The following is a 23,098-nucleotide window of genomic DNA, read 5'->3' as shown; positions in this document are numbered from 1 at the left end:
ATGTCAAAATTCTTCATCGACCGTCCGATTTTCGCCTGGGTAATTGCCCTGGTGATCATGTTGGTCGGGGCACTTTCGATCCTGAAATTGCCGATCAACCAGTACCCGAGCATTGCGCCACCGGCCATTGCGATCTCCGTGACCTACCCGGGCGCTTCGGCGCAAACCGTGCAGGACACCGTGGTCCAGGTGATCGAGCAGCAGCTCAACGGTATCGACAACCTGCGTTATGTGTCCTCGGAAAGTAACTCCGACGGCAGCATGACCATCACCGCGACCTTCGAGCAAGGCACCAACTCCGACACCGCGCAGGTACAGGTTCAGAACAAGCTGAACCTCGCCACCCCGCTGTTGCCGCAGGAAGTGCAGCAACAAGGTATCCGCGTGACCAAGGCAGTGAAAAACTTCCTCTTGGTCATCGGCGTGGTCTCGCGTGACGGCAGCATGACCAAGGACGACTTGTCCAACTACATCGTGTCGAACATGCAGGACCCGATCTCGCGGACTGCCGGTGTCGGTGACTTCCAGGTCTTCGGTGCCCAGTACGCGATGCGCATCTGGCTCGACCCGGCCAAGTTGAACAAGTACAACCTGACCCCGGGCGATGTCAGCACCGCGATCTCGGCGCAGAACGTCCAGGTGTCCTCCGGTCAGCTCGGCGGTTTGCCGGCGCTGCCAGGCCAGCAACTGAACGCCACGATCATCGGCAAAACGCGTCTGCAGACGGCCGAGCAGTTCAAGGCGATTCTGCTGAAGGTCAACCAGGACGGCTCGCAAGTGCGTGTCGGCGACGTCGCTGACGTCGGTCTGGGCGGTGAAAACTCCAGCATTTCTGCGCAGTTCAACGGCAGCCCGGCTTCTGGTCTGGCGGTAAAACTGGCCAACGGTGCCAACGCCCTCGACACCGCCAAGGCGCTGCGCAAGACGATTGACGACCTCAAGCCGTTCTTCCCGCAAGGCATGGAAGTGGTATTCCCGTACGACACCACTCCGGTGGTGACCGAGTCGATCAAAGGTGTGGTTGAAACCCTGGTCGAAGCGATCGTGCTGGTGTTCCTGGTGATGTTCCTGTTCCTGCAGAACTTCCGCGCCACGGTCATCACCACGATGACGGTGCCGGTGGTATTGCTCGGTACGTTCGGCATCCTCGCGGCCTTCGGTTTCAGCATCAACACCCTGACCATGTTCGGTATGGTGCTGGCCATCGGTTTGCTGGTGGACGACGCCATCGTCGTGGTGGAAAACGTCGAGCGGGTGATGAGCGAAGAAGGCTTGTCACCGAAGGAAGCGACCAAAAAATCCATGGGCCAGATCCAGGGCGCACTGGTCGGTATTGCGCTGGTGCTGTCGGCGGTACTGCTGCCGATGGCGTTCTTCAGCGGCTCCACCGGTGTGATCTACAAGCAGTTCTCGATCACCATCGTCTCGGCCATGGCCCTGTCGGTGATGGTGGCGCTGATCTTCACCCCGGCCCTTTGCGCGACCATGCTCAAGGCGATTCCGAAAGGTGAGCACGGCACGCCGAAGAAAGGTTTCTTTGGCTGGTTCAACCGCAATTTCGATCGCGGTGTGCAGAGCTACGAGCGCGGTGTCGGCAACATGCTGTCGCGCAAAGCACCGTACCTGCTGGCCTATCTGCTGATCGTGGTCGGCATGATCTGGCTGTTCACCCGCATTCCAACCGCGTTCCTGCCGGAAGAAGACCAGGGCGTACTGTTCGCCCAAGTCCAGACCCCGGCCGGTTCGAGTGCCGAGCGTACTCAGGTGGTGATCGACGAAATGCGCAGCTACCTGCTGGATAAAGAAGCAGGCGCAGTGTCCTCGGTGTTCACCGTAAACGGCTTCAACTTCGCCGGTCGCGGTCAGAGCTCTGGCCTGGCGTTCATCATGCTCAAGCCGTGGGATGAGCGTAACGCGGACAACAGCGTGTTTGCCCTGGCCCAACGTGCCCAGCAACACTTCTTCACTTTCCGCGATGCCATGGTGTTCGCTTTCGCCCCGCCTGCGGTACTGGAGTTGGGTAACGCCACCGGTTTCGACGTGTTCCTGCAAGACCGCGCCGGTATCGGTCACGACAAGCTGATGGAAGCGCGTAACCAGTTCCTCGGCCTCGCCGCTCAGAGCAAGGTGCTCTATCAGGTGCGTCCGAACGGCCTCAACGATGAACCGCAATACCATCTGGAAATCGACGACGAGAAAGCCCAGGCCCTTGGCTTGAGCCTCACCGACATCAACAGCACGCTGTCGATCTCCTTCGGTAGTAGCTACGTCAACGACTTCATCGATCGTGGTCGTGTGAAGAAGGTTTACGTACAAGGTCAGGCCGGTGCTCGCATGAGCCCTGAAGACCTGAAGAAATGGTACGTGCGCAACAACGCCGGGACCATGGTGCCGTTCTCCGCCTTCGCCAAAGGCGAGTGGATCTACGGTTCGCCGAAGCTGGCCCGTTACAACGGCGTAGAAGCGATGGAAGTGCTCGGCTCTCCGGCGCCGGGTTATTCCACCGGTGAAGCGATGGCCGAAGTCGAAGCGATTGCCAAGAAGCTGCCGGCCGGTGTCGGTATCTCCTGGACCGGTCTGTCCTATGAGGAACGTCTGTCGGGTTCGCAAGCACCGGCGCTGTACGCCCTGTCGCTGCTGATGGTGTTCCTGTGTCTGGCGGCGCTGTACGAGAGCTGGTCGATTCCGATCGCGGTTATGCTCGTAGTACCGCTGGGGATCATCGGTGCGCTGCTGGCCACCAGCCTGCGTGGGCTGTCCAACGACGTGTACTTCCAGGTGGGGCTGTTGACGACCATCGGTCTGGCGGCTAAAAACGCCATTCTGATCGTCGAGTTCGCCAAGGAACTGCATGAACAGGGACGCAGCCTGCGTGATGCGGCAATCGAGGCCTGCCGCATGCGTCTGCGACCGATCATCATGACCTCGCTGGCCTTCGTCCTCGGTGTTGTACCGTTGGCGATTTCCACTGGCGCAGGTTCAGGCAGTCAACATGCGATCGGTACCGGCGTGATTGGCGGTATGCTCACGGCCACGATCCTGGCGATCTTCTGGGTCCCACTGTTCTTCGTTACGGTTTCGTCCATCGGCCAGCGTAAGATCGCTGACGAGGATGAAACGACTGAAACTCCTAAAGAGGCTGGCCAATGAGCAAGTCGCTACTCTCCATCGCAGTCGCCGCCTTCGTGCTGAGCGGTTGCTCGCTGATACCTGACTATCAGCAGCCTGAGGCTCCGGTCGCAGGTCAGTTCCCGCAGGGGCCGGCGTACTCGCCGGCCCAGGCACCGGCGCAGGCCGCTGCCGAGCAGGGCTGGAAGCAGTTTTTCCATGACCCTGCGCTGCAACAGCTGATCCAGGTTTCCCTGGAAAACAACCGCGACCTGCGTGTCGCGGCGCTGAACATCGACGCCTATGCGGCTCAATACCGCATACAGCGCGCCGACCTGTTCCCGGCGGTATCGGCCAATGCCAGCGGCAGCCGTCAGCGTGTTCCGGCCCGTGCCTCGCAAACCGGCGAGTCGAGCATCACCAGCTCCTACTCCGCCACTGTCGGCATCAGCGCCTACGAACTCGACCTGTTCGGTCGCGTTCGCAGCCTGAGCGAACAAGCGCTGCAACAATACTTCGCCACCGAAGAAGCACGCCGCAGCACCCAGATCAGTCTGGTCGCCAGCGTCGCCAATGCTTACCTGACCTGGCAAGCGGACAAGGAACTGCTCAAGCTGACCCAGGACACCCTCGGTGCCTTCGAAGAAAGCTACAAGCTGACCAGCCGCAGCAACGAAGTCGGTGTGGCTTCGGCACTGGACCTGGCGCAGTCGCGCACCTCGGTCGAAAACGCCCGGGCACAACTGGCGCGTTACACCCGCCAGGTCGCGCAGGACGAAAACAGTCTGACCCTGCTGCTCGGCACTGGTATCCCGGCCAATCTGCAAACGGCCAAACCGCTGTCCGATGACCTGCTCAGCGACGTCCCGGCCGGTCTGCCTTCGGATCTGCTGCAACGTCGTCCGGACATTCTGCAAGCCGAGTACAACCTGAAAGCGGCCAACGCCAACATTGGCGCAGCCCGTGCCGCGTTCTTCCCGAGCATCAGCCTGACCGCCAACGCGGGCAGCCTGAGCCCGGACCTGTCCGGCCTGTTCAAGGGTGGTTCGGGGACGTGGTTGTTCCAGCCGCAGATCAACCTGCCGATCTTCAACGCCGGCAGCCTGCGCGCCAGCCTCGACTACGCCAAGATCCAGAAGGACATTGGCGTGGCGAACTACGAGAAGTCCATTCAAACGGCCTTCCAGGAAGTCGCCGACGGCCTCGCCGCCCGCCAGACCTACACCGAGCAGCTGCAAGCGCAGCGTGACTTCGTCGCGGCCAACCAGGATTACTACCGCCTGGCCGAACGTCGCTACCGCATCGGCGTCGACAGCAACCTGACCTTCCTCGATGCCCAGCGTCAGCTGTTCAGCGCGCAACAAGCGCTGATCACCGACCGCCTCGCGCAGCTGACCAGTGCGGTCAACCTGTACAAGGCCTTGGGCGGTGGCTGGAATGCGCAAACCGCGCAGAACGAACCGCTGAAAGAAGAAGCACCGAAGATGAAGTTGTTCTGATCATCGGCTGAATACAAGGAGCCCACCGATTGGTGGGCTTTTTGTTGCCTGGCAGAAAGGTGTGTTGTCTGGGCTGGCCCATTCGCGAGCAAGCTCGCTCCCACAGGGGAACGCATTCCAAATGTGGGAGCGAGCTTGCTCGCGAAGAGGCCCTCACAGACACCATAAAACCCAACTGAATCTTGCGTTCGATAATCGCCCAAAACCCGCTTTTACCAATTGAATCAAAACATCCGCGCCCCGCACCATTCGCTCCACAAAACCAATAACAACAGGTTCGACAACATGCTCCCGCGCCCTGCCCCGTCCGGCTGATTGCCGTCGTTTCACCTCTGAACACTTTTCATGTCTGCACCCCGAAAACCGGTGTCAGCGCACCTGTTCGCCTTAAAAAAACAAGAGAGACCCGAGCCCATGACAACCTCCCCTGCGCCTTACGCAATTCCCGGCCTGATCGCCCTGGCCCTGGCCGGCGCGGCGCTGCCCGCAGCGGCTGAAGAAGCCGGTTTCATCGAGGGCGCCAAGGTCAACCTCAACCTGCGCAACTTCTACATCAACCGTAACTTCACCAACCCGACCAAGGCTCAGGGCAAGGCTGAAGAGTGGACGCAGAGCTTCATCCTCGACGCCAAGTCCGGCTTCACCCAAGGCACCGTCGGCTTCGGCATGGACGTGCTGGGCCTGTATTCGGTAAAGCTTGATGGCGGTAAAGGCACCGGCGGCACCCAGTTGCTGCCGCTGGACCATGACGGTCGTCCGGCGGACAACTTCGGCCGCACCAACGTCGCTTTCAAAGCCAAGCTTTCGCAGACCGAAGTGAAGGTCGGCGAGTGGATGCCGGTGCTGCCGATCCTGCGTTCGGACGATGGCCGCTCATTGCCACAGACCTTCCGTGGCGGGCAGATCACGTCCAAAGAAATCGACGGCCTGACCCTCTACGGCGGCCAGTTCCGCGCCAACAGCCCGCGCGATGACAGCAGCATGAGCGACATGTCGATGACCGGCAAAGCGGCGTTCACCTCTGATCGCTTCAACTTTCAGGGCGGTGAATACGTTTTCAACGAAAAACGCACACAGATCGGCCTGTGGAACGCCGAACTCAAGGACATCTACAGCCAGCAATACGTCAATCTGATCCACAGCCAGCCGCTGGGCGACTGGACGCTGGGCGCCAACCTCGGCTTCTTCTACGGCAAGGACGATGGCAGCGCCCGCGCCGGCGACCTCGACAACAAAACCTGGTCGGGGATGTTCTCGGCGAAGTACGGCGGCAACACCTTCTACGTCGGCCTGCAGAAACTCACCGGCGACAGCGCGTGGATGCGCGTCAACGGCACCAGCGGCGGCACGTTGGCCAACGACAGCTACAACGCCAGCTACGACAACGCGCAGGAACGTTCCTGGCAAGTACGCCATGACTACAACTTCGTCGCGCTGGGCATCCCCGGCCTGACCCTGATGAACCGCTATATCAGCGGCGACAACGTGCACACCGGGACGATCACCGACGGCAAGGAATGGGGCCGCGAATCGGAACTGGGCTACACCGTGCAGAGCGGCGCGCTGAAGGATCTGAACGTCAGATGGCGCAACTCGACCATGCGCCGGGACTTCAGCAATAACGAGTTCGACGAGAACCGCCTCATCGTTAGCTACCCGATCAGCCTCCTCTAAACACCGCTTTCAAACTGTAGGAGTGAGCCTGCTCGCGATAGCGGTGTGTCAGTGACATTTAAGGTGACTGACACACTGCTATCGCGAGCAGGCTCACTCCTACATTTGAATCTGCGCCACTTGTCGGGAGAAGTGGCACTTTGCCGGCCGACAGATAAAGTGACAAAACCTGAAGGAGTCAGGTGCTTCACCTTTCCGCTTCCGTCGTCGTAGTCGGTCCTCAAGCTGGGAGCCAGGTTGTCATCGGAAGACACCATCGATCACTGGAGGACCACCTCAATGATCTCTCGTCTTGCAACACCCGACTGGGACGCCAAGGCGTACCAGCAGTTTTCCCGTCTCAGGCAACGCCCGGTCAATGAATTGCTCGACCGTGTTGACCTGCCAAATCCTCAACGCATTTACGACCTGGGCTGCGGCACCGGCATTGCCACGCAGTTGTTGGCCAAACGCTGGCCGCGCGCGCAGTTGCAGGGGATCGACAGCTCGGCACAGATGCTCGCAGAAGCGCGCTGTCTGCCGCTCAGGGCATCGTGGAAACACTGCGATCTGCTCGATTGGCAACCGGAGCAACCGGCAGATCTACTGCTCGCCGCCGCCGTGCTGCACTTTATCGAGGGCCATGAAACGCTGTTGCCGCACCTGCTGGGTTATCTCAACCCGGGCGGCTGTCTGGCGGCGCACATGCCCGACTGGCGCGATGCGCTGTGGTATCGGCTGATGCTCGACACTCTCGAAAATGGCGGCCCCGATGGCACGCCAATGGGCACACCTGAACTGCGCCAGCGCATGGCCGCGCGGCCGTTGTTGGCGCTGGAGGATTACTACCGTTTGCTCGCGCCCATGACCACGTCGCTGGATATCTGGGAGACCGAGCAGTTGCAGGTGGTTGACGGCAAATCGCCAATTTATGACTGGGTAAAAGTGTCGGCGCTGCGGCCGGTGATGCAGGCGCTGGATTCAGCGGAACAGGCGCGGTTTATCTATCACTACCTGATGCGGGTGCATAAGCATTATCCGCAGGAGGGGGATGGGCATACGTTGTTTGCGTTCAAGCGGATATTTATTGTTGCCACCGTCTGATTTGTCGAGGCCACTATCGCTATCGCGAGCAGGCTCACTCCTACAGGGGAACGCATTCCAAATGTGGGACCGAGCTTGCTCGCGAAGGCGTAATTTCTGGCACCATCAATCCCTGGATTCAACACCCAGCTCGTCCCACACCGACTCCGCCAGATGGAAAGTGGCATTCGCCGCCGGAATCCCGCAGTAAATCGCACTCTGCATGATCACTTCCTTGATCTCGCCCCGGCTCACGCCGTTATTGGCCGCCGCGCGCAGGTGCAGTTTGAGCTCGCCTTCACGGTTCATGCCGATCAGCATGGCGATGGTGATCAGGCTGCGCGTGTGCCGTGGCAAGCCTGGACGCGTCCAGATATCGCCCCACGCATGCCGGGTGATCATTTCCTGAAACTCCGAGTTGAACTCGGTCAGCGTGGTCAGGCTGCGATCGACATGAGCATCGCCCAGCACCGCGCGACGCACTTGCATGCCGTCGTCGTAACGTTGTTTCTCGTCCACAAAAACTTCCTCACTTAGCCCGCAAAAACGCTAACACACGATCACTGAAGTCCGCGCCAGCCTGCACGTTTGACAGATGCGCCGCATAGAACTCGGCGTATTCGGCGCCGCGTACATGCTCCTCAATGAAATGCCCACCGGCCGGCGGCGTCACCGCATCTTCAGTGCCGGCGATCACCAGCAACGGCACGTTGATCGACGCCAGTTGCTCACGGAAATCGGCATCACGCACCGCTGCGCAGTTAGCCGCATAACCTTGCGGCGACGTCGCCGCGAGCATGTCGGTAATCTGCTTGGCCGCTGCCGGATGCGCCGCCGAAAAGTCCGGGGTAAACCAGCGGGCAATCGAAGCATCACGCAGGGCCACCATCGCTGCCGCACCGTCACGCAGTACGGTTTCGATGCGTGGATTCCACACCGACGGATCACCGATTTTTGCCGCGGTGTTGCAGACGATCAGCTTGTGCAGACGATGCCCGGCATTGATCCCCAGCCACTGGCCGATCAGGCCTCCCATCGACAGCCCGCAGAAATGCGCACGCTCGATGTGCAGCGCATCCAGCAAGCCGAGCACGTCGTGACCGAGTTGCTCAATGCTGTAAGGCCCCGGTGTCACCAGCGATTGGCCATGGCCACGGGTATCGAAACGCAGCACGCGAAAATGCTCGGTGAAGGCCGGCATCTGCGCGTCCCACATGTGCAGATCAGTGCCTAGCGAGTTGGAGAGCACCAGCACCGGCGCATCGACCGGGCCCTCGATTTGATAATGCAGTTCGCCATCGGCGAGTTGAACGAAAGCCACAGCCCTCTCCTTTCAGTCAGACAATGCGTTGTGTTCGGCCACCGCGCGCTCGACCCAGGTTTTCGCCTGGCCGAGGTAATGGGCGGGGTTCGAAAGTTGATCGAGTTCAGCGCTGCTCAACTCGGCGGTGACTTGCGGTTCGTCACCGAGCACGGCGCGTAAATGGCGCTGCTCGGCCACCGCGCGTTTGCAGCATTGTTCGAGCAGGTGATGCGCGTCGTCGCGGCCGACACGCTGGGCAAGGACGATGCTGACGGCTTCGGCCAACACCAGCCCCTGAGTCAATTCGAGGTTGCGGGCCATGCGTGCGGCGTCGACTTCCAGACCGTCGGCAAGCAATCGCGCCTGTTGCAGCGAACCGGAAACGAGGCAGCAGATTTCCGGCAACGTTTCCCATTCGGCATGCCACAGACCGAGGCTGCGTTCGTGCTCCTGCGGCATGGCGCTGAACAGCGTCGAGACCAGACCCGGCACCCGCGTCGCTGCGCCGATCAACACCGCTGCGCCGACCGGATTGCGCTTGTGCGGCATGGTTGACGAACCACCCTTGCCCGGCGCCGATGGCTCGAACACCTCAGCCGCTTCAGTCTGCATCAACAGGCTGATGTCGCGGCCGAATTTGCCCAGGCTGCCGGCGATCAAACCCAGCACCGCGCCGAACTCGACCACGCGATCACGCTGGGTGTGCCACGGCTGTTCCGGCAAGGTCAGTTGCAGTTCTTCAGCCAGCGCTTCGGCAATCGGCAAGGCCTGTTCGCCCAACGCGGCGAGGGTTCCGGAAGCGCCACCGAATTGCAGCACCAGCAAACGCGGCTTGAGTTCACGCAAGCGCTGACGGCTGCGAGTCACAGCGCCCAGCCATCCGGCGATTTTCATGCCGAGGGTTACCGGTGTCGCATGTTGCAGCCACGTGCGCCCGGCCAACGGCGTCGCCGCATGACGTTGCGCCTGGATCGCGAGGGAATCAGCGAGTTGCGCGAGATCGTTCTCGATCAACTCAAGCGCCTGACGCAATTGCAACACCAGCCCGGAATCCATCACGTCCTGACTGGTCGCGCCCAAATGCACATAACGTTCGGCTTCAGCGTCGCGGGCAGCAATCTGCTTGCCCAATGCCTTGACCAGCGGAATCGCCGAATTGCCGGCCGTGGCGATCGCCTCGCCCAGCGCCGCGAAGTCATACAGACCAGCGCTGCATGCCGCCGCAATCGGTGCCACAGCGGAAGCTGGAATCAACCCGACCCGCGCCTCGGCCCGGGCCAACGCGGCTTCGAAGTCGAGCATGGCCTGCACGCGGCCCTGATCGCAGAACACCTCACGCATATCGCGGGCAGTGAAATAGGCATCGAACAATTGATTGCCCGGTCGCTGAGTCATAAAAGTCCTTGCCGGCGCGGGCCATCACGGCCCGCGCGCTTCGGGTTAGAGATCGTGGTGCAAATACGCCGCCTGTTTCGGCAAGCGCAGACTGAACAGGAAGGCGATCGCCATCATGGCCGTAACGTACCAGTAGAAGGAGTTTTCCATACCGATGTTCTTCAGGCTCAGGGCGACGAATTCCGCCGAACCGCCGAAGATCGCGTTCGCCACCGCATAGGCGAGACCGACGCCGAGGGCGCGGACTTCCGGCGGGAACATTTCGGCTTTTACCAGGCCGCTGATCGAGGTGTAGAAACTGACAATCGCCAGCGCCACGGTGATCAATACAAACGCGAGGAACGGACTGCTGACGCTTTTCAGGCTCAACAGAATCGGCACGGTGAACAGCGTACCGAGCGCGCCGAACCAGAGCATCGAGTTACGTCGGCCGATCTTGTCGGCAAGCATGCCGAACAGCGGCTGCATGCACATATACAGGAACAGCGCACCGGTCATGATGTAGCTCGCGGTCTTGGCGTGCATGCCGGCGGTGTTGACCAGGTACTTCTGCATGTAGGTAGTGAAGGTGTAGAAAATTAGCGAACCACCGGCGGTGTAACCGAGCACGGTGATGAACGCGGCTTTGTGATCGCGGAACAGTGCGCTGATGCTGCCAGCGTCTTTGTGCGCGCGGGTTTCCTTGTTGGTGGTTTCTTTCAAGCTGCGACGCAGGAACAGCGAAATCAGCGCCGCCACCGCACCGACCACAAACGGAATCCGCCAGCCGTAGGCACGCAGGTCTTCTTCGGTGAGGAATTGCTGCAGGACCACCACCAGCGACACCGCCAGCAGTTGTCCGCCGATCAGGGTCACGTACTGGAACGAGGCGAAAAATCCACGCTGGCCCTTGAGGGCAACTTCGCTCATATAGGTCGCGGTGGTGCCGTACTCGCCGCCGACCGACAAGCCTTGCAGCAAGCGTGCGAACAACAGCAGGACCGGTGCCCAGACGCCGATGTCCTTATAGGTCGGCAGGCAGGCAATCAGCAACGAGCCGAAGCACATCATCAGAATCGAGATGAGCATCGAATTCTTGCGCCCGTGCTTGTCGGCGACCCGGCCGAAAATCCAGCCACCAATCGGACGCATCAGGAAGCCGGCGGCGAACACGCCAGCGGTATTGACCAGTTGCACCGTCGGGTTGTCGGAGGGGAAGAACGCCGGGGCGAAATAGATCGCGCAGAAAGCGTAGACGTAGAAGTCGAACCATTCGACGAGGTTGCCAGACGAGGCGCCGACAATGGCAAAGATGCGCTTGCTGCGCTCTTCACCGGTGTAATGGGAGGTGGTCGTTGTCATTGTTTTTCACTCGATAGGGACAGTGAGAGTCTAGACATACTTTGCAACAGTCCCGTTCCACAGTTCCATCAGCAACACAGTTCTCCCCTGTGGGAGCGAGCCTGCTCGCGAAGAGGGAGTGTCAGTCGACATTTATGTTGGCTGACCCACCGCTTTCGCGAGCAGGCTCGCTCCCACAGGGAATTGGTGGTGTTCTTTTAATAATCGAAGAACACCGTCTCGGCATCAGTGCCCTGCAGAATCACATTCCACTGGTAAACACCCGAGGCGTCCTGCTTGGCCAGCAACGTACTACGACGTTCAGCCGGCACACATTCCAGCAATGGATCATCAACGTTGGCCGGCTCGCCCTCAAAGTAGATCCGCGTCAGCAAGTGCTTCACCAAGCCACGGGCAAACACCAGCACCACCAGATGCGGCGCCTGGGTCGAGCCCTTCAGCCCCTCAACCGTGCCCGGTTTGATGGTGGTGAAACGGAAGCGCCCTTCAGCATCCACCGGCACCCGGCCAAAACCTTCAAAGTGCGGATCAAGCGGTTTGTCCTGCTCGTCTTCCGGGTGGTCGTATTTGCCGGCAGCGTTGGCCTGCCAGACTTCGAGCATGGCGTCGTTAACGACATCGCCGTTGCCATCCACCACTTGCCCGGTGATTGCCACGCGCTCGCCGAGGGTTTGCTCAACGGTGAGGTCTTCACGGTTCAGCCAGGTCAGGCCGATGTGGTAGTACGGCCCGACGGTGTGGGACGTGGTCGCAGTCAGCGTCATCTTATTTCTCCATCGGCGTGGCTTCACGCCCGCGCAGCACGATGTCCCAGCGATAACCGAGGGCGTAGGACGGAATGGTTTTTTCCAGATCGAAACTGGCGATCAGGCGTTCCTTGGCCGAGGTGTCCGGCACGCAGTTGTAGATCGGGTCGTAGGCCAGCAGCGGATCGCCCGGGAAATACATTTGCGTGACCAGACGCGTGAGGATGCTCGGCCCGAACAGCGAGAAGTGGATATGCGCCGGGCGCCAGGCGTTGTGATGGTTACCCCAAGGGTAGGCGCCGGGCTTGATGGTCTGGAACTGATACCAGCCATCGGCGTCGGTGACGGTGCGGCCAGTACCGGTGAAGTTCGGGTCCAGCGGCGCGTCGTGCAGGTCGCGCTTGTGGTTATAGCGGCCGGCGGCGTTGGCCTGCCAGATCTCCACCAGAATCCCCGGCACCGGCAGACCGTTTTCGTCGAGCACGCGGCCGTGAATGATGATGCGTTCGCCCTGCGGCTCGCCTTCATGCTGGGCGGTCAGGTCGTTATCGGTGTCGCCCACGCGCTCGGCGCCGATGGTCGGCCCGGTGATTTCCGACAGCGAGTGCGGCAGAAACACCAATGGCTTGGACGGCGAGCGCAGGTTGGTGGATTGATACGTCGGGTGCAGGTACTCAGGCTGAGTGCCTTCCTGCGGACGACGGTAACCAGGCTTGTCAGACATGTCGCTTTCCTCTGTTCTATTTCGTCACGGCTTGCGTCAGACGCGTTCGATGGCCAGGGCCAGACCTTGGCCGACACCGACACACATGGTCGCCAGACCTTTCTTGCCACCGGTCTTTTCCAACTGATGCAGTGCGGTCAGCACCAGACGCGCACCGCTCATGCCCAACGGGTGACCAAGGGCAATCGCCCCGCCGTTCGGGTTGACCTGCGCGGCGTCATCCGCCAGACCCAGTTCACGCAGCACCGCCAAGCCTTGGCTGGCAAATGCTTCGTTGAGTTCGATCACGTCGAAATCGCTGACCGCGACGCCGAGACGCTCGATCAATTTGCGCACCGCCGGCACCGGGCCGATGCCCATCACCCGAGGTGCGACACCGGCGCTGGCCATGCCGAGCACTTTGGCGCGGGCGGTCAGGCCATGTTTTTTTACCGCGTCGGCGGAAGCCAGAATCAGTGCGGCAGCACCGTCGTTGACGCCAGAAGCATTGCCGGCGGTGACGGTTTTGTCTGGGCCGTTGACCGGTTTCAATTTGGTCAACGCTTCAATCGTGGTGTCAGCGCGCGGATGTTCGTCCTGGCTGACCACGGTTTCGCCCTTCTTGTGGGCGATCCGCACTTCGACGATTTCTTCGGCGAAGTAGCCCGCAGCCTGCGCGGCAGCAGTGCGTTGCTGACTGCGTAGAGCAAACGCGTCCTGATCGGCGCGCGACACTTTATAGTCGTCGGCGACGTTGTCAGCCGTCTGTGGCATCGCATCGACGCCATACTGCGCCTTCATCAACGGATTGATGAAACGCCAGCCGATGGTGGTGTCTTCCAGTTTCATGTTGCGCGAAAACCCTGCGTCAGCCTTGCCCATCACGAACGGCGCGCGGGACATCGACTCGACACCGCCGGCAATTGCCAACTCCATCTCGCCGCTGGCGATTGCGCGGAATGCGGTGCCGATCGCGTCCATGCCCGAAGCGCAAAGACGATTGAGCGTCACGCCCGGTACGCTTTCCGGCAGGCCCGCCAGCAGCAGGGCCATACGCGCAACGTTGCGGTTGTCTTCGCCGGCCTGGTTGGCGCAACCGAGGAAGACTTCGTCGATGGCATTCCAGTCCACCGATGGATTGCGTTCCATCAGGGCCTTGATCGGCACAGCGGCCAGGTCATCGGCGCGGACGGCGGACAAACCGCCGCCGAAACGGCCGATCGGGGTGCGAATCGCGTCGCAGATATAAACGTCACGCATCATGCTTCTCCCGGTGCCTGGCCGTGGGCGGCGGCAGTACGCGCTTCGAGATCGCGCAGCGCGGTCAGTTCGACTTCAGTCGGTTCAGCAGTGTTTTCAACATGCTCGGCAAAACGAATCGCCCAACCGGTGGCCGCGACCACTTGCTCGCGGGTCACGCCCGGGTGCAGCGCGGTGACCACGAATTCGTGGGTGCCTTCTTCCGGCTCCATGATGCACAGGTCGGTGATGATCCCGACAGGCCCGGCGCCCGGCAGGCCCAGACGTTTGCGCGAGTCGCCGCCTTCGCCGTGACCAACCGAGGTGATGAAGTCGAGCTTGTCGACAAACGAGCGCGCCGACTGTTTAAGGATGATCAATACGCTTTTCGCCGAACCGGCAATTTCCGGCGCGCCACCGGCACCCGGCAGACGCACTTTCGGCGAGAAGTAATCGCCAACCACGGTGGTGTTGATGTTGCCGAAACGGTCGACCTGCGCAGCACCGAGGAAACCAACGTCAATGCGTCCGCCCTGCAACCAATAGCGAAAAATCTCACCGGTCGGTACGACGGTGTCAGCGGTTTCAGCGAGTTCGCCGTCACCAATGGACAGCGGCAACACGCTCGGCTTGGCGCCAATCGGACCCGATTCATAGATCAGCACCACGTCCGGCGAAGAAGTCAGGCGCGCGAGGTTGGCGGCTTTCGACGGCAGGCCGATACCGACGAAGCACACCGAGCCGTTCTTCAGGCGACGGGCCGCCGCGACGGTCATCATTTCATTGGTGGTGTAAGTCATTACTTGGCCTCCGAAGCAGCGGCCAACTTGGCCTGGAACGCGCTGAAGTCAGCGCAGCCATGGATGTATTCGTTGATCCACGCGGTAAACGTCTCACGGTCACGGGCGATCGGATCCCACGCCTGGTAGAAACGATTGTCACGCTCGGTGTAACCGTGGGCGTAGGACGGATGTGCGCCGCCGGGTACGTGGCAGACTGCGCTCAAGGCCCAGGTCGGCAGCACGCAGGCATTCATTGGCGCGTTGAGGTTGTCGACAATCTCTTCCACGGTGACGATGCAGCGTTTAGCCGCCAGTGCCGCTTCTTTCTGCACACCGAGGATGCCCCACAGCAGCACGTTGCCCTGGCGGTCGGCTTTCTGGGCGTGGATCACGGTCACGTCCGGGCGCACCGACGGCACCGCCGCCAGCACTTCACCGGTGAACGGGCAGGTCACGGTTTTGATCAGCGGGTTGACCTTCGGCAGGTCGGAACCGGCATAGGCACGCAGCACCGCGAACGGCAGGCCGGATGCGCCAGCGACGTAGGCATTGGCCAGGTCGGCATGGCTGTGCTCTTCGATTTCGAGAGCATGCGGCCATTGCTTCTCGACCGCGTCACGCAGGCGGTGCAGCGAACCGACGCCCGGGTTGCCGCCCCAGGAGAAAATCAGTTTGCGTGCGCAACCGGCGCCGATCAGTTGGTCGTAGATCAGGTCAGGTGTCATCCGCACCAGCGTCAGATCTTTCTTGCCCTGACGAATGATTTCATGACCCGCTGCCGTAGGGATCAGGTGAGTGAAGCCTTCGAGTGCGACGGTGTCACCGTCGTTGACGAATTGCTTCACCGCGTCGTGCAGCGAAAGGATCTCAGCCATGGAGCGGGCTCCTGTTTTTGTAATGAATCGCCAGTGATAAAAAGGCGCGAGGTTCAGCGCCGGAGTCACTGCAGATTAAGCCTGGGGAAATGGCCAAACAATCCGATAATCGACTGAGTGTTCGTTTATCGAACAGATTGTTACTCCCCTAACTATCACCTCATTCGCGAGCAGGCTCGCTCCCACATTGGAATGCATTTCAAAATGTGGGAGCGAGCCTGCTCGCGAAGGGGCCGGAACATTCGACGAACATTCCTACGCATGAAACTCAGGTCGCATCCGCATGACTGACCATGCCTTTGATCACCACCGCCGTGGTGGCCAACGCCGCCGGAATCACCAACGCCGTCAACACCTGCTCGAAATTCCAGCCCAAGCCCAGCAACGTTGCGCCCATCCACGCCCCGAGAATCGCGCCAAAGCGGCCGATGCCCAGCATCCACGAGACCCCGGTCGCCCGCCCTTGGGTCGGATAAAACCGCGCCGCCAGCGACGGCATCGCCGATTGCGCGCCGTTCACGCACATCCCCGCCACCAGCACCAAGGTCGCCAGCAAGGTAATGTTGCCCAGGCTCTGCCCGACCGCGTAGGCAAACACCCCGGCCAACAGGTAGAAAATGCCGATGACCTTGTGCGGATTGAAGCGGTCCATCGCCCATCCCACAGCGACCGCGCTCAACACCCCGCCGAACTGGAACAACGCGCCAATAAATGCGGCTTGCTCCATGCTCGCACCGCTGTCACGCATCAGCGTCGGCAACCAACTGGTCAGCAGATAAACAATCACCAGACCCATGAAGTAGGTTAGCCACAGCAGCAAGGTGCCGGTGCTGTAAGTGCCGGAGAAGATCACCGCGAACACGTTGCGCGCCTTGACGGTTTTCTGTTCCGGTACGCTGAAGCTCGAGGCCTGAGCGACGGTGACCGGGTCGATCGGCGCCAGGGTCTTGCGCACTTTGTCCGTGCCACGATTGCGCACCACCAGATAACGCGCCGACTCCGGCAACCAGAACAGCAGCACCACGGCGAGGATCAGCGGCAAGATCCCGCCGATCAGCAGCAGACTGTGCCAGCCGAACGCCGGAATCAGCTTGGCGGAAATAAACCCGCCACCGGCCATACCGAGGTTGAAACCGCAGAACATGCTGGTTACCAGCAGCGACTTCTTGCGCTCCGGGGTGTATTCGGAAAGTAGCGTGGTGGCATTCGGCATCCCCGCCCCCAGTCCCAGACCGGTCAGGAAGCGCAGCACCAGCAGCTGTTCAACGTTGCTGCTATACGCCGACGCCAGGCTGAAGGCGCCAAACAGCACCACAGCGCCGACGAGCACGACTTTGCGCCCGAAGCGGTCAGCCAAAGGGCCAGAGCCGAGTGCACCGAAGACCATGCCAATCAGCGCGGCACTCATCACCGGGCCAAGGCTGGCCCGGTCGATGCCCCAATCCTGCGACAGCGCCGGGGCAATAAACCCCATCGCGGCGGTGTCGAGGCCATCGAGAAAGACAATCAGGAAACACAGAATCACCACGCGCCACTGATAGCGCGAGATCGGTTGGGCATTGATGAAGGTCTGCACGTCGAGGCAGTTACCCACAGCGGACTGAGGCTGGTTCATTATTTTTATTCCACGCAAAAAACGCAGTCGAACGGCGGCCGGCCAGAGAGCGGCACGGTCACAAGAATAGAAGGTCTGGATCAGGCGTTGCGGTGAACCCGGCAACAGCGGATGGGGCGGAGACAGTCGGAGAGCATGCGCATGGTGAGTTGCCTCTTGTCATTATTATGGGAGTCGGCAGTCCGGCGGGCTCATTCACATCAGCGCCGGATGACGCTGCCGCGACATTAATGATCCGAGGGTTTTAGCGTCAATTCGATAAACGCAACACTGTGCGTTTATCGAACACTTCATCAGGCAAACAACTGCGCACTGAGGTCGCGACTGGCGCTGAGCAGGCCCGGCAGGAAGCGCTGCTCCAGCTCGGTACGACTGACGCGACCGGCGTGGGTGCTGACGTTGAGGGCCGCCACCACTTGGCCAGACGCGTCGTAGACCGGCACGGCAATCGAGCGCAGGCCTTGTTCCAGTTCCTGATCGACGATGCACCAGCCTTGCTGCCGCACTTCCTGCAGGCATTCGAGCAACGCGTCGGGGGTGTGAATCGTGCGGCTGGTCTTGGCGACCAATTCGGCGTGATCGAGGTATTCACGCAGCGAGGTGTCATCAAGTGCTGCCAGCAGAATCCGCCCCATCGACGTGCAATACGCTGGCAGGCGACCGCCCACCGACAGGTCCACCGAAATCAGCCGCTGAGTGGTCGCCGAGCGGGCGATGTAGAGAATGTCGTCGCCCTCCAGCGTGGCCATGTTGCAGGCTTCGTGCAGTTGTTCGCTCATGCGGTCGAGGTACGGCTGAGCGGACACTGCCAACGGCGTCGACGACAGATAGGCGTGGCCGAGGGTCAGCACTTTGGGCAGCAATGAATAGGTGCGACCGTCCGTGGTGGCGTAGCCGAGTTTGATCAGCGTATGCAGGCAACGGCGCACGGCGGCGCGGGGAATTTCCGTGCGGTGGCTGATCTGGGCGATAGTCAGATGGCGCTTGCGCTCCTGAAACGCCTGCACCACCGCCAGACCACGAGCCAGCGAAGTCATGAAGTCCGGATCACCGGTCAGCGCCTGGATACGTTTGGCCGGCGAGGCGACGATCGGCGGCGCCACAGAGGTGAAGGAGTTGCGCATTTGATCGTTCATTTCTTGTCCTTTTATCCGGCACGGATCAATGGGCTATACAAGCGGCTCGCCGACAAATGCACAAGCGTCGGGCTGCAAGATTGGGCGATTATCGAACCGTCGACCGATAATCGCAATCAGCTGTTGGGATGGCGTCTAGCTATTTATAGGGCAAGCCAAACTTTGCGATTATCAGAATCACAGCTTTAGTTGTCCGACTAAATGGCGCCAAAAACAGATCACCCACCCAATAAGGGCCAACACGCACTTCAACTAGTAACAAAAGTTGCGAGTCACAAAACAATCACACATCCGGAACCGTTTTTAACTTGGCAAAGATAGTCATTCCTGAATCGACCGCTATAATGCAGCTCAGTGGCACCTCGTTTTTAATCGCGGAGGTCGTCACCCGCTGCGGCGATGTCCATCGCCAACAGCCCGGCCAGCGCCTGACGCGAATCACTCATGCAACGCCTGCGCTCGCTGAAACAGGAAACTGATGCTGCGTCAGTTTTTATCTGGTGCCGTAGCCGCCTGTAACACGGAAGTCTTGATCGCCCCACCGTTTACACCAATGCCTGTCCGGGCGTTGAACTCGCGGTGGCTCCGTTCAACCGATTCGTTGCAGTGCGTTTCACCAGACACTTAACTCAACTCATACAGGTAGCACTGTGACGAAAGACGAACTGCGCGCGGAACTTGAGCGCCAGGAACAACGTTACAAGGAAGTTTACGGCGGGGAAGTCACAACCTACGCCGCTCAGCCCGAACCGGAACGCAAAGCATGGCGTAAACGCCCTACCGTTCAGGATCAGGTCTTCAAGCAAGAAATCGAAAAGATCGAAAAGGAACTCAAAGCCGAAGAGCCTTGAGCGACGTTTTTCGGATCGTCTGAAGGTTTGCGTCCACACCGGTTACAAGCGCGGTGGAACGACGATGCCTTGCGCGCCCGCTACCCGCGGGCAGCGGCCATCATCCGGTCTGACTGACTGAGAACGGGCGTCCTACAGGTTTCAGAGATATTTCAGACAAGCGTTTGAGACGTCTGCGCATCGGTAAATTCGCTTGCAAAACAAGCTTTTTATCAAGTAAATCAAGCACTTGAAAAACCCTGCAGCACGCTTGGTTTTCATGCGTTGCAACAAATTAAATCGAAGAAGTGTGTAACCGATGAGCAGGGAGGGGATCGATTCCCAGTCTTTTCTGGCATAATCGCGCCCCCTTACGACCGGGTCAGAAAACCTTCATGATCGATTTATTCAGCGGACTGGATGCTTGGGTGCTTGTGAGCCTCTTGCTCGCCCTGACGTTTGTCCTCGCCTTCGAGTTCATCAATGGATTTCATGACACCGCTAACGCGGTAGCCACTGTTATCTACACCAAAGCCATGCCGCCCCACCTGGCGGTCTTCTTCTCCGGTGTGTTCAATTTCCTCGGCGTGCTGCTGGGCGGCGTTGGCGTGGCGTATGCCATTGTCCATTTGCTGCCGGTTGAGCTGCTGATCAATGTGAACACCGGCCATGGCCTGGCGATGGTGTTCTCGTTGCTCGCCGCGGCAATCGCCTGGAACCTGGGCACCTGGTACTTCGGTATCCCGGCTTCCAGCTCGCACACCCTGATCGGCTCGATCCTCGGTGTCGGCCTGGCCAACGCCCTGATCAACGACATTCCGTTGGCCGACGGCGTGAACTGGCAAAAAGCGATCGACATCGGCGCCTCGCTGGTGTTCTCGCCAATGGCCGGCTTCCTGATCGCCGCGCTGATCCTGATCGGCCTGAAGTGGTGGCGTCCGCTGTCGAAGATGCACAAGACACCGGAACAACGCCGCAAGATCGACGACAAGAAGCATCCACCGTTCTGGAACCGTCTGGTTCTGGTGATCTCGGCGATGGCCGTGAGCTTCGTGCACGGCTCCAACGATGGCCAGAAAGGCATCGGCCTGATCATGCTGGTGCTGATCGGTATCGTGCCTGCGCAGTTCGTTCTCGACCTGAACAGCACCACCTATCAGATCGAACGCACTCGCGACGCGACCCTGCACCTGAGCCAGTTCTACCAGCGCAACGCCGATTCGCTGGGTGAATTCCTGGCCTTGGGCAAGAGCGTGGAAGGCGACCTGCCGGAGAAATTCCGCTGCAACCCGCAGCAGACCGAACCGACCATCAGCGCCCTGCTGCACACGCTTAAAGGCGTAGCGGACTACCATTCACTGTCGTCCGACAGCCGCATCGAAGTGCGTCGTTACCTGCTCTGCCTGGACGACACCGCGAAGAAGGTTGGCAAGCTGCCAGGCCTGGAAGCCCGTGAAAAGGCTGACCTCGACAAGCTGCGCAAAGACCTGACCACCACCACCGAATACGCCCCGTTCTGGGTGATTCTGGCGGTCGCACTGGCTCTGGGCCTGGGCACCATGGTTGGCTGGAAACGCGTGGTGCTGACCATCGGTGAGAAGATCGGCAAGCAGGGCATGACCTATTCCCAGGGCATGTCGGCGCAGATCACTACTGCCAGCTTGATCGGTATGGCCAATATTTTCAGCCTGCCGGTGTCGACCACTCACGTTCTGTCTTCGGGCGTGGCGGGCACCATGGTCGCCAACAAGAGCGGCCTGCAGGGTGGCACGGTTCGCACCATTCTGTTGGCTTGGGTGTTGACCTTGCCGGCGACGGTTGCGCTGTCGGCCGGGTTGTTCTGGCTGGCGTCGAAGGCGCTGGGTAGTTGATAGATAGCGGTACTTGAGAAAGGCGCGATTCGAGAGGATCGCGCCTTTTTTTGTGTTTGGGGTTTTGGGATTGGGGGCATATCCGTTGCTGCGGATGCTGCCGCTGGCGGTTTCGCTCTTACAGCGACTCACTTTTCCAGACGCCGAAAAGTAAGCAAAAGGCTTTGCCCCGGCGTACGGCACTTCGCTGAGGCTCAGTGTTCCCTCGCTACGGTGTCCATCCGGGGGCATCGCCTACGGTTTGCTTCGCTGCACCTCCTCTCGATGTATGCGGCTACGCCGCACGGCGCTACGCGCCTACCCCCGGATGAACACCTACGCTCGGCCTGCCGATGGGGCAAAAGATCAAGAGCCGAAGCTAGATCACAAGCCAGATCACAAGCCCCTCACCCTGGCCCTCCCGAAACGTCGGACCGCCCGTAGGGAGAGGGGACTGATCGAGGTGTTTGGGGAGGTACGCCGACGTGCGGTACCGCGTCGAACTCAGGCTTTGAAAAGCACACAAATCGGCCCCCTCTCCCACCGGGAGAGAGCTGGGGGTGAGGAGCGAATCCAACACAAAACCAAAGCCGAACACCCGCTCTTCACCACTCAACAGGATGAGCGTTAGCTCGGCTGCTGCTCTTGATCTTGATCTGTAAGGCGACGTCGGAAGGCTGAGTGGAGGGATTGATCCGGGCGTGGGAGCGCAGCGACCGTTTGGCGAAGCCAAACACAGCGGAAGGAGGTGCAGCGAAGCAAACCGGAGCCGCTGCGCCCGGATCGATCCCGGAGCGAAGGAACCCGAGCCTGCGAGGGCCGAACGCAGGAGCAAGCCTTTTGGGTTACCTTTTTGGCGTTTGAAAAAGGTGACCCGCCGTAAGGGCGGAACCGTAATCAGCAACACCCGCAAAAACGGATATTCACCCAAAACCCCAAGAACATGGTCGGCCCAAAGGCCGCCAAGACACAAAAAAAAGGGGCAACCGAAGTCGCCCCAAAATGCCTTGCGTGCTCATCAATCCAGAAGAATCACTTCTTGCGCTTATTCGCATCCTTCCAGATAAAAAATCCAAACCCTGCAAAAAACAGAACCATCAGCCCTACAGTCAGGACCCCGGCAAACACCACGTTATCGAAAAACATGACTGGCCTCCTGGCCCCTGCTCTGCTGCGATGGGACTAAGTTACCAAACACACAGGCGCACAAATTGACCGGGATCAATACCAGCAACGAAGGGGGATAAAGGAGGGAAAATAACTGACCTGCATCAACGGATGCAGGGGGAGATCAACGCTTTTTCGGCTTGTTTTTCGACTTTTTCTTGGCTTTTCCCAGCGGCATAGCCTGTTCGAACGCTTGGCGCACCTCGTTCAGGCGCTTCTCTTTAATGTCATGCACACGCTTGGCGCGCTCAGTGCTGAGGTCAATCAGTTTGTCGTCTTGGCTCATGGCGTCAGTACATCACTTGAAAGAATCACAACTGCCACATCACCGGCAGGACTGCGCCAATAATGCAGCCTCAGACGCGCGCTGACCAGCCGGCGCGCCCCACGCGGTACAGCGACTCAAATCTCGATATCGACCCACAAGCCCTGACGCGGCTGATCTTCCATCAGTGGCACCACCGGCACGGTGTTGTCGGCGTTGAGCTCGGTGCCGGGCACGGCGAGGTGTTCTTCCGGGTCCTCATCGGCCTCGCGGCGCCGACGATCACGCTCCTGCTGACGGCGTTGTTCTTCACGCGCCAGCAGGCGATCCTCTTCCGGATCGCGCTTTTGCAGATCGATCGTGCTTTCGTTGGAGCTTTCCTGCACCGGCACCACCGGAGGAATGTCCGGCCGCTGGCGGATCGGATCCTGCTGGGAAGTGATCGGCACAGCGCTCAGAGGGAGCATCGGTGGCAACATATAAAGGGTCTCCTGTCTGCAGGCTATCG

20 protein-coding genes are annotated in these 23,098 nt (G+C 60.2%); 6 read left to right on the top strand and 14 right to left on the bottom strand.

Annotation, left to right across the window (positions count from 1 at the left end; genetic code table 11):
- From emhB to AB4N74_RS01135, 4 genes are all read left to right on the top strand, one after another.
- The gene (gene emhB / locus AB4N74_RS01150) at window positions 1–3,150 is read left to right on the top strand and encodes an efflux RND transporter permease subunit EmhB (protein ID WP_257357284.1); all 3,150 of its coding nucleotides are present in this window, start codon (window positions 1–3) and stop codon (window positions 3,148–3,150) included.
- Window positions 3,147–4,607 (top strand): efflux RND transporter outer membrane subunit EmhC, encoded by a 1,461-nt coding sequence (gene emhC, locus AB4N74_RS01145; protein WP_257357283.1) that lies wholly within the window; start codon window positions 3,147–3,149, stop codon window positions 4,605–4,607. Before emhB ends, emhC begins: the two co-directional genes overlap by 4 nt.
- 414 nt (window positions 4,608–5,021) lie before the next feature.
- Entirely contained in the window at window positions 5,022–6,281 is a 1,260-nt protein-coding gene (locus AB4N74_RS01140) for an OprD family porin (RefSeq protein WP_099758209.1), read from the top strand.
- 279 nt (window positions 6,282–6,560) lie between these two features.
- Complete coding sequence (locus tag AB4N74_RS01135) at window positions 6,561–7,364, top strand: methyltransferase domain-containing protein (protein ID WP_460098003.1); 804 nt, start codon at window positions 6,561–6,563, stop codon at window positions 7,362–7,364.
- 105 nt (window positions 7,365–7,469) lie between these two features.
- Here AB4N74_RS01135 and pcaC read toward each other — a convergent pair whose 3' ends face one another.
- The 11 genes from pcaC to pcaR all read right to left on the bottom strand — a co-directional run bounded on the left by pcaC (window position 7,470) and on the right by pcaR (window position 18,478).
- Entirely contained in the window at window positions 7,470–7,862 is a 393-nt protein-coding gene (gene pcaC, locus AB4N74_RS01130) for a 4-carboxymuconolactone decarboxylase (RefSeq protein ID WP_007957838.1), read from the bottom strand.
- Window positions 7,863–7,872: 10 nt separating this feature from the next.
- A complete protein-coding gene (pcaD, locus tag AB4N74_RS01125) occupies window positions 7,873–8,664 on the bottom strand; it encodes a 3-oxoadipate enol-lactonase (RefSeq protein WP_460098001.1) in 792 nt (263 codons plus the stop codon).
- 12 nt (window positions 8,665–8,676) lie between these two features.
- The gene (locus AB4N74_RS01120; RefSeq protein ID WP_460098000.1) at window positions 8,677–10,041 is read right to left on the bottom strand and encodes a 3-carboxy-cis,cis-muconate cycloisomerase; all 1,365 of its coding nucleotides are present in this window, start codon (window positions 10,039–10,041) and stop codon (window positions 8,677–8,679) included.
- Window positions 10,042–10,086: 45 nt separating this feature from the next.
- Window positions 10,087–11,382 (bottom strand): MFS family transporter, encoded by a 1,296-nt coding sequence (locus AB4N74_RS01115; RefSeq protein ID WP_095049154.1) that lies wholly within the window; start codon window positions 11,380–11,382, stop codon window positions 10,087–10,089.
- A gap of 197 nt (window positions 11,383–11,579) precedes the next feature.
- Window positions 11,580–12,146, bottom strand: coding sequence for a protocatechuate 3,4-dioxygenase subunit alpha (gene pcaG / locus AB4N74_RS01110; protein ID WP_150792567.1), 567 nt, complete (start codon window positions 12,144–12,146; stop codon window positions 11,580–11,582).
- A gap of 1 nt (window position 12,147) precedes the next feature.
- The gene (gene pcaH, locus AB4N74_RS01105) at window positions 12,148–12,852 is read right to left on the bottom strand and encodes a protocatechuate 3,4-dioxygenase subunit beta (RefSeq protein ID WP_008080089.1); all 705 of its coding nucleotides are present in this window, start codon (window positions 12,850–12,852) and stop codon (window positions 12,148–12,150) included.
- Between the two features lie 36 nt (window positions 12,853–12,888).
- Entirely contained in the window at window positions 12,889–14,094 is a 1,206-nt protein-coding gene (gene pcaF / locus AB4N74_RS01100; RefSeq protein WP_460097999.1) for a 3-oxoadipyl-CoA thiolase, read from the bottom strand.
- The gene (locus AB4N74_RS01095; RefSeq protein ID WP_064393051.1) at window positions 14,091–14,870 is read right to left on the bottom strand and encodes a CoA-transferase subunit beta; all 780 of its coding nucleotides are present in this window, start codon (window positions 14,868–14,870) and stop codon (window positions 14,091–14,093) included. The genes pcaF and AB4N74_RS01095 overlap by 4 nt, the downstream gene beginning before the upstream one ends.
- Window positions 14,870–15,727 (bottom strand): CoA transferase subunit A, encoded by an 858-nt coding sequence (locus AB4N74_RS01090; protein WP_077571457.1) that lies wholly within the window; start codon window positions 15,725–15,727, stop codon window positions 14,870–14,872. Before AB4N74_RS01090 ends, AB4N74_RS01095 begins: the two co-directional genes overlap by 1 nt.
- 268 nt (window positions 15,728–15,995) lie before the next feature.
- Complete coding sequence (locus AB4N74_RS01085; protein ID WP_093438668.1) at window positions 15,996–17,342, bottom strand: 4-hydroxybenzoate transporter PcaK; 1,347 nt, start codon at window positions 17,340–17,342, stop codon at window positions 15,996–15,998.
- A 293-nt stretch (window positions 17,343–17,635) separates the two neighbouring features.
- Window positions 17,636–18,478, bottom strand: coding sequence for a pca regulon transcriptional regulator PcaR (gene pcaR / locus AB4N74_RS01080; protein WP_007917109.1), 843 nt, complete (start codon window positions 18,476–18,478; stop codon window positions 17,636–17,638).
- A gap of 650 nt (window positions 18,479–19,128) precedes the next feature.
- On the opposite strand from pcaR, the gene AB4N74_RS01075 reads away from it, so the two are divergent.
- On the top strand, window positions 19,129–19,329 hold the full coding sequence (locus tag AB4N74_RS01075) for a hypothetical protein (RefSeq protein ID WP_008080067.1): 201 nt from the start codon (window positions 19,129–19,131) through the stop codon (window positions 19,327–19,329).
- A gap of 374 nt (window positions 19,330–19,703) precedes the next feature.
- Window positions 19,704–21,179: an inorganic phosphate transporter gene (locus AB4N74_RS01070; protein WP_064119763.1), complete on the top strand. Its 1,476-nt coding sequence runs from the start codon at window positions 19,704–19,706 to the stop codon at window positions 21,177–21,179.
- Between the two features lie 1,011 nt (window positions 21,180–22,190).
- On the opposite strand, the gene ccoM is transcribed toward AB4N74_RS01070, so the two are convergent.
- The 3 genes from ccoM to AB4N74_RS01055 form a co-directional block, all read right to left on the bottom strand.
- Complete coding sequence (ccoM, locus tag AB4N74_RS01065; RefSeq protein ID WP_003222396.1) at window positions 22,191–22,304, bottom strand: cytochrome c oxidase subunit CcoM; 114 nt, start codon at window positions 22,302–22,304, stop codon at window positions 22,191–22,193.
- Window positions 22,305–22,449: 145 nt separating this feature from the next.
- Window positions 22,450–22,611, bottom strand: a complete 162-nt coding sequence (locus AB4N74_RS01060) for a hypothetical protein (protein WP_007918490.1) — start codon at window positions 22,609–22,611, stop codon at window positions 22,450–22,452.
- A gap of 116 nt (window positions 22,612–22,727) precedes the next feature.
- Window positions 22,728–23,069 (bottom strand): hypothetical protein, encoded by a 342-nt coding sequence (locus AB4N74_RS01055; RefSeq protein WP_003222394.1) that lies wholly within the window; start codon window positions 23,067–23,069, stop codon window positions 22,728–22,730.
- Window positions 23,070–23,098 lie beyond the last annotated feature (29 nt).

This window comes from Pseudomonas sp. H3_C08 (assembly GCF_054669455.1).
This window is presented reverse-complemented; position numbering and strand designations above follow the sequence as displayed.

Excerpts from the sequence above, each read along its gene's own strand:
- emhB (WP_257357284.1), top strand. The coding sequence starts at position 1 with ATGTCAAAATTCTTCATCGACCGTCCGATTTTCGCCTGGGTAATTGCC.
- emhC (WP_257357283.1), top strand. The coding sequence starts at position 3,147 with ATGAGCAAGTCGCTACTCTCCATCGCAGTCGCCGCCTTCGTGCTGAGC.
- AB4N74_RS01140 (WP_099758209.1), top strand. The coding sequence starts at position 5,022 with ATGACAACCTCCCCTGCGCCTTACGCAATTCCCGGCCTGATCGCCCTG.
- AB4N74_RS01135 (WP_460098003.1), top strand. The coding sequence starts at position 6,561 with ATGATCTCTCGTCTTGCAACACCCGACTGGGACGCCAAGGCGTACCAG.
- AB4N74_RS01120 (WP_460098000.1), bottom strand. The coding sequence starts at position 10,041 with ATGACTCAGCGACCGGGCAATCAATTGTTCGATGCCTATTTCACTGCC.
- AB4N74_RS01115 (WP_095049154.1), bottom strand. The coding sequence starts at position 11,382 with ATGACAACGACCACCTCCCATTACACCGGTGAAGAGCGCAGCAAGCGC.
- pcaG (WP_150792567.1), bottom strand. The coding sequence starts at position 12,146 with ATGACGCTGACTGCGACCACGTCCCACACCGTCGGGCCGTACTACCAC.
- pcaH (WP_008080089.1), bottom strand. The coding sequence starts at position 12,852 with ATGTCTGACAAGCCTGGTTACCGTCGTCCGCAGGAAGGCACTCAGCCT.
- pcaF (WP_460097999.1), bottom strand. The coding sequence starts at position 14,094 with ATGATGCGTGACGTTTATATCTGCGACGCGATTCGCACCCCGATCGGC.
- AB4N74_RS01095 (WP_064393051.1), bottom strand. The coding sequence starts at position 14,870 with ATGACTTACACCACCAATGAAATGATGACCGTCGCGGCGGCCCGTCGC.
- AB4N74_RS01090 (WP_077571457.1), bottom strand. The coding sequence starts at position 15,727 with ATGGCTGAGATCCTTTCGCTGCACGACGCGGTGAAGCAATTCGTCAAC.
- AB4N74_RS01085 (WP_093438668.1), bottom strand. The coding sequence starts at position 17,342 with ATGAACCAGCCTCAGTCCGCTGTGGGTAACTGCCTCGACGTGCAGACC.
- pcaR (WP_007917109.1), bottom strand. The coding sequence starts at position 18,478 with ATGAACGATCAAATGCGCAACTCCTTCACCTCTGTGGCGCCGCCGATC.
- AB4N74_RS01070 (WP_064119763.1), top strand. The coding sequence starts at position 19,704 with ATGATCGATTTATTCAGCGGACTGGATGCTTGGGTGCTTGTGAGCCTC.
- ccoM (WP_003222396.1), bottom strand. The coding sequence starts at position 22,304 with ATGTTTTTCGATAACGTGGTGTTTGCCGGGGTCCTGACTGTAGGGCTG.
- AB4N74_RS01060 (WP_007918490.1), bottom strand. The coding sequence starts at position 22,611 with ATGAGCCAAGACGACAAACTGATTGACCTCAGCACTGAGCGCGCCAAG.
- AB4N74_RS01055 (WP_003222394.1), bottom strand. The coding sequence starts at position 23,069 with ATGTTGCCACCGATGCTCCCTCTGAGCGCTGTGCCGATCACTTCCCAG.